This is a genomic window from Vicinamibacteria bacterium, from assembly GCA_035620555.1.
In the GTDB taxonomy this organism is placed as follows: domain Bacteria; phylum Acidobacteriota; class Vicinamibacteria; order Marinacidobacterales; family SMYC01; genus DASPGQ01.
This window is the reverse complement of record DASPGQ010000715.1, coordinates 1-5637: the sequence shown is the minus strand read 5'-3', so window position 1 is coordinate 5637 and position 5637 is coordinate 1. Positions and strand designations below refer to the sequence as shown.

The following is a 5637-nucleotide window of genomic DNA, read 5'->3' as shown; positions in this document are numbered from 1 at the left end:
GACAACGTCGGCAACGCGCTCGAGGTCGAAGAGGCACTCTCGGTTCTCGAGGGCCGGGGGCCGGCCGATCTCGTGACCCTCTCTCTTCGGCTCGCCGCCGAGATGCTCGTTCTCGGCGGTGTGGCGAGCTCGCGGGCCGAGGCGGAGAAGAAGGTCGCGGAAGAGCGCTCGTCCGGTCGAGGACGGGAGAAATTTCTCCAGATCGTCGAAGCGCAGGGCGGCGATCCCGGATTCGCCGACAGGCGGCTCTTCGACCGCGCGAGCGCGAGCGTCGAGGTTCGAGCCACGCGCGACGGTTTCGTCAACGCGATGGACGCCGAGCTGATCGGCACCGCGTCGATGTTGCTCGGAGCCGGTCGGGAGCGTCGCGAAGACTCCATCGATCGACAGGCGGGCATCGTGGTCCACGCGAAAATCGGAGCGGAGCTCCGGAATGGAGAGAGGCTGGTCACTCTCCATTTCAACGATCGCTCGCGTGTCGAGCGCGCGGTTCAGTGCATCCACTCCGCGTACGAAATCAGAGAGGCTCCGCCGAGAGAGACCCCGAGACTCGTGCGGGAAGTACTCGAGCAGGAGACGTCAGCGTGATGGAACGATACATCGGTTTTGCCGGTCTGGTCGTGATCCTCGCCGTCGCTTACGGCATGTCGATGAACCGCAGAGCGATCCGGGCCCGAACCGTGCTGTGGGGCATCTCGCTGCAAGTGCTGTTCGCCCTGTTCGTAATGAAGACGCCCGTCGGCATCGAGGTTTTTCGATACGCCAGCGACCTCGTCACCGCGCTCATGGACAAGGCGACGGCCGGCGGGGCCTTCGTCTTCGGGGAAGCTCTGGTGAACGACGAACGGCTGGGTTTCATCTTCGTCGTCAAAGCGCTTCCGATCGTCATCTTTCTTTCCTCTTTCTTCGCGGTGCTGTACTACGTCGGCATCCTCCAGAAAGTGGTGCTGCTCATGGCACGAGTGATGTCCACCACGATGGAAACGAGCGGGGCGGAGTCGCTCTCCTGCGCCGCCAACGTGTTCATGGGGCAAACCGAAGCGCCGCTGGTAATCGCCCCCTACGTCGAGAAGATGACCTACTCCGAGCTCGCCACGCTGATGATCGGGGGGATGGCGACGATCTCGGGCGCGGTGCTGGGAGCCTACATCGCCATGGGCGTCCAGGCACAGTTTCTCCTCGCCGCGAGCATCATGAACGCTCCCGCCGCCCTGCTCATGGCCAAGATGCTGGTACCCGAGACCGGAGAGCCCCTCACCAGAGGTGAGGTCAAGCTCAAGGTCGAGCGCCGCGAGGTCAACATCATCGACGCCGCCGCCAAAGGGGCCGGCGCCGGCATGACCTTGTCGCTCAACATCGCCGCCATGCTCATCGCCTTCCTCTCGTTGATCGCTCTGGTGAACTGGCCTCTCCAGGCGCTGAACCTTTCGCTCGAGCAGATCTTCGCTTGGGCATTCTCGCCTCTCGCCTTCCTCATGGGAGTTCCCTGGGCCGAGGCGGGTGAGGTCGGCTTCCTGTTCGGCCAAAAGCTGATTCTCAACGAGTTCGTGGCCTACGCCTCCCTCGGCAAGCTCAAGGAGGCCTCGGCGCTTTCCCCACGATCGGAGCTCATCGCAACCTATGCCCTCTGCGGCTTCGCGAACCTCGGCTCCATCGGAATCCAAATCGGCGGGATTGGTGCACTGGCGCCTTCCCGAAAAGAAGATCTGGCTCGACTGGGAGTGAGAGCCGTCCTCGGGGGATCACTCGCGACCTTCATGACCGCGACCATCGCCGGGCTCCTGAATTGAGATCGTAATGAAGATGCTGGAAGAGATTCGAGAAGCCGTGACTTACGTTGGCTCTCGCACGAAGCTCCGACCCCGGGTGGCCGTGGTCCTGGGGTCGGGCCTCGGCGCGTTCGCCAGCGATCTCTCCGACGCAACGAGCCTATCCTATGCCGACATCCCCCACTTCCCTTCCTCTACCGTCGAGGGCCATCAGGGGAGCCTCTTCGTGGGAAACTTCAAAGGGGTACCACTGTACGTCATGTCGGGCCGCGTCCACGCGTACGAGGGCCATGCTCCCGACGCGGTCGTCCTTCCCGTTCGAGTCCTCGGACTCCTTGGTGTCAAGAGCCTCGTGCTGACGAACGCCGCCGGCGCGATCAACACCGCTTTCAGGCCGGGGGAGCTGATGCTGGTAACCGACCACATCAACGCGACCGGTCTCAATCCTCTCGTCGGCCCCGAACGAACCGAGCTCGGACCCCGCTTCGTGGACATGTCGGAGGCCTACCACCCGGCGCTCATCGCCGCTTGCCAGCAGGCCGCCCGTCGCATCGGCCTGAACATCCGAAAAGGCGTGTACATCGGCCTCCTCGGCCCGAGCTTCGAGACCCCCGCCGAGATACGGATGATGAGAACCCTGGGCGCGGACGCGGTCGGAATGTCCACGGTGCTCGAGACCATCGCCGCGATCCAGATGGGCATGAAAGTCCTCGCCATCTCCTCCCTCACGAACATGGCCGCGGGCGTCCAGCCGCACAAGCTCGACCATCGGGAGGTGCTGGAGATGGGCAAACGGATTCGATCGGTGCTGCTCGAGCTTCTCGCCGAGCTGATTCCGGCGATCCAGAAAGCAGGTTAGCGAATGGTGGACGAGCTGGTAGCGGCAGCACGAAAAGCCCGGCGTCGCGCCATCGCGCCTTACTCGGACTTCAAGGTCGGAGCCGCCCTCTCTACGAGGGACGGTACGATTCACACCGGGTGCAACATCGAGAACGCAACGCTCGGTCTGACGGTCTGCGCCGAACGAGTCGCTCTGTGGAAAGGCCTATCCGAGGGCGCGAAGCGGTTCACCGCCGTCGTCGTGGTCACCGGCGCCTCGCGACCGACGCCACCCTGCGGAGCCTGTCGGCAACTGCTCTGGGAGTACTGCGGCAACATCCCGGTTCATCTCGTGACGACCCGCGGGCGCCGCAAGAGCTTGCACCTGGGCGAGCTCCTGCCCTACGCTTTCGACAAGAACGATCTGTGAGCCAGGGATAAGAGAAACAGATTGTTGGTGTAGGAGAGATCTCCTCATCCCTCTTGTTACAACTTCGACTCCAATCGAGCGACGGCTAAAGATCGACGGCGGCTACGTAAGGCAGATTCCGGTAGCGCTGGTCTTGATCGAGACCGTATCCGACAACGAAGCGATCCGGGACCTCGAAGCCCACGTAGTCGACGGCGACGTCGATCGTTCGGCGCGACGGCTTCGACAGAAACGCCGCGACCTTGACGGATGCGGGTCGGCGGGTGCGGAGCATCGTCAACAAATAATTGAGGGTAAGACCGGTGTCGGCGATATCTTCCACGACGATGACGTGCTTGCCTTCGATGGCGAGGTCGAGGTCCTTCGTGAGCTGTACCTCACCGCTCGTGCTGGTGCTCTTGCCGTAGGACGACACGGCCATGAAGTCCAGAGTCACCGGGATGTCGATGGCGCGAGCGAGATCGGCGGCGAACATGTATGCGCCTTTCAGCACGCAAACGAGATGGACCGTCTTCCCCTCGTAGTCGCTCGAGATCTGCCTGCCCAGCTCCCGAATGCGCGCAGAAATCTGCTCGGCAGTGATCAGGACGTCGAGGGACAAAAAGCCTCAGCTCCGCGCGTTCCCCTGGGCGAAGAGGTCGAACTTCACGGTGATGATGCCGACGGCCTCCACCGGTTTTCCGTTCTTCAGTGCCGGCTTCCATCGCCAGCGCTTCGCGTTCTCCTTGGCGGCTTCGACGCAATACGGCAGCGACTTGATGACGCGAATCACCTCGGTGGAGCCGTCGAGCTTCACCAGGACCTGGAGGATCACTTCACCGGCGACCATCTTCTCGCGCGCCTGCGCCGGGTAGACGGTATCGGGCTGGAAGATCGGAACGGGATCGATGTCCCATCCTCCGGGGCGATAATCGCCACCACCGAAACCTCCGCCTCTGCCGGGGCCGACGCCCCATCCCTCGCCCGTGCCGACGCCGGTGCCAGTTCCCCCACCGATGCCACCGCCGGTTCCCGAGCTCGGCTCGATGTCGAGTCCGCCGAATTCGCGGCCGTCGGTGAGGGACAAGCCGGGAAACTCCGTTGCATCTGGAGAAAAAACGCCGAAGAAAAGAGCCGTTTCCGTGGGGAGATCGGGCACTTCGAGGTCCGAAAAATCCAGAGGCCTGGGTTTCCTCGGTGCCACGGGAGCCCGTCGTGGCTCGGGCGCCGGCTCGGGCGGAGGATGGACCTTTACGGGAATGTAGGCCGTGGGGCGTTTTCCATGTTCGCCGCCGCCTCCTCCGCCACCGCCCTCGCCTTCTCCACCCGGCTCGTAGAAGCGAACCGTCACCCCGAGAGGAATTTCATCGGTGGAGAGCCACTTCCCCAACGGCCCGGCGACGAGCAGCAAGAGTACTGCGAGGTGGATGAGACCGGATCCGACGACCGCGCGTTTTCGATCGTTACGAAACCCGCTCGTCCTAAAAGCGAGAGTTTCGGTATCGACGAAGAAATCGCGCTCAGGGCTCACGGCATCTAAATGTTAGCACGCCAAAAAGATCAATGACTTTCGAACAGGAGAAGACGCCCGGCTGTCGCTGGACCAACCGACTCGAACTCCTTCCCCGGCCATCTGATTCTGACTTCGTCCACCGATTGATTTCGTCCGAGCCCGAAATGAACGTCGATGGCACTCTGGGAAAGATAGCTGGTCCCCGTTTTCACCTCTCGAACCGCGGTGCGGTCTCCGACTCGGACCGATACGCGCGCCCCGATGCCGTAGCGGTTCGACATCCGGCCGACGAGACTCACGCTCAACGACCGGTTGTCGTTTCCCCCGTCGTTGCGGGCGAGCAGCACCCGCTGTCCGCATCGCGTGACCAGAACATCGAGATCGCCGTCCGCATCGACGTCCCCGTATGCGGCGCCCCGACCGACGTTTTCTTCGGCCAGAATGCCACCGAGGCTCGTCGCCATCTCACGGAACGTACCGTCGCCCGCGTTCCAGAAGAGGAAGTTCGGCTCCTCGTAGGTGGAGGTGGAGTTGAACAGCTCGATGTTGTCGATGATGTGTCCGTTGGTAACGAAGAGATCGAGACGCCCATCGTTGTCGAAGTCGAAGAAGAACGTCCCGAATCCGACGGAGTTCAACGACGTCTCCGCGACCCCGGCTTCGTAGGAAGCATCGATGAAGATTCCGGTTTCGCTTCCCTTGTACAGGGCGTTGTACTCGAAGTCCAGGTTCGTCACGGTGATGTCCATGAGGCCGTCACCGTCGTAGTCCGCCATATCGGTCCCCATACCCGCTTGAGTCTTGCCGTCCTCGCTGTAGCCCACACCGGAGAGCAACGTGACGTCGGTGAATCGGCCCGCGCCATCGTTGCGGAACAGAAAGTTCCTCATCGAGTCATTGGCGACATAGAGATCGGCGTCTCCGTCATCGTCGTAATCGCCCCAGACCACACCGAGTCCCTTCCCCTCGTCCTCGACGAAGACACCGGCCGACCGGGTCACGTCTTCGAACGTTCCATCACCCTTGCCGTGAAACAGGATGCCCGGGACCGGGTTGTAGACGTCGGGGTGGCAGTAAGCCTGGATCTTTCTCGCTTGATTGCCGCAGAACTTGTGGTTGTCGAGGGC

Annotated in this window: 7 protein-coding genes; 4 read left to right on the top strand and 3 right to left on the bottom strand. The window is 62.5% G+C overall.

The annotated features are described in order from the left end of the window. The 4 genes from deoA to VEK15_28775 all read left to right on the top strand — a co-directional run. Positions 1-588: pyrimidine-nucleoside phosphorylase (gene deoA / locus VEK15_28790; GenBank protein HXV64730.1), on the top strand; the 588-nt coding region annotated here is incomplete at its 5' end. After that, positions 588-1790 carry a nucleoside transporter C-terminal domain-containing protein gene (locus tag VEK15_28785; GenBank protein ID HXV64729.1) on the top strand — a complete coding sequence of 401 codons (1203 nt, stop codon included), beginning with the start codon at positions 588-590 and terminating at the stop codon, positions 1788-1790. The genes deoA and VEK15_28785, both read left to right, overlap by 1 nt. A 7-nt stretch (positions 1791-1797) precedes the next feature. After that, positions 1798-2628, top strand: a complete 831-nt coding sequence (locus tag VEK15_28780) for a purine-nucleoside phosphorylase (protein ID HXV64728.1) — start codon at positions 1798-1800, stop codon at positions 2626-2628. Between the two features lie 3 nt (positions 2629-2631). After that, positions 2632-3018, top strand: a complete 387-nt coding sequence (locus VEK15_28775) for a cytidine deaminase (protein ID HXV64727.1) — start codon at positions 2632-2634, stop codon at positions 3016-3018. A gap of 85 nt (positions 3019-3103) precedes the next feature. Here VEK15_28775 and hpt read toward each other — a convergent pair whose 3' ends face one another. The 3 genes from hpt to VEK15_28760 all read right to left on the bottom strand — a co-directional run. Next, a complete protein-coding gene (gene hpt, locus VEK15_28770; GenBank protein HXV64726.1) occupies positions 3104-3619 on the bottom strand; it encodes a hypoxanthine phosphoribosyltransferase in 516 nt (171 codons plus the stop codon). Positions 3620-3625: 6 nt separating this feature from the next. After that, positions 3626-4528 (bottom strand): energy transducer TonB, encoded by a 903-nt coding sequence (locus VEK15_28765; GenBank protein HXV64725.1) that lies wholly within the window; start codon positions 4526-4528, stop codon positions 3626-3628. Positions 4529-4557: 29 nt separating this feature from the next. Further along, a partial coding sequence (locus VEK15_28760; protein HXV64724.1) for a CRTAC1 family protein occupies positions 4558-5637 on the bottom strand: 1080 nt, incomplete at its 5' end.

Bases quoted from the DNA above. Each gene is read 5' to 3' on its own strand.
- VEK15_28785 (HXV64729.1), top strand. From the start codon at position 588: ATGGAACGATACATCGGTTTTGCCGGTCTGGTCGTGATCCTCGCCGTC.
- VEK15_28780 (HXV64728.1), top strand. From the start codon at position 1,798: ATGAAGATGCTGGAAGAGATTCGAGAAGCCGTGACTTACGTTGGCTCT.
- VEK15_28775 (HXV64727.1), top strand. From the start codon at position 2,632: ATGGTGGACGAGCTGGTAGCGGCAGCACGAAAAGCCCGGCGTCGCGCC.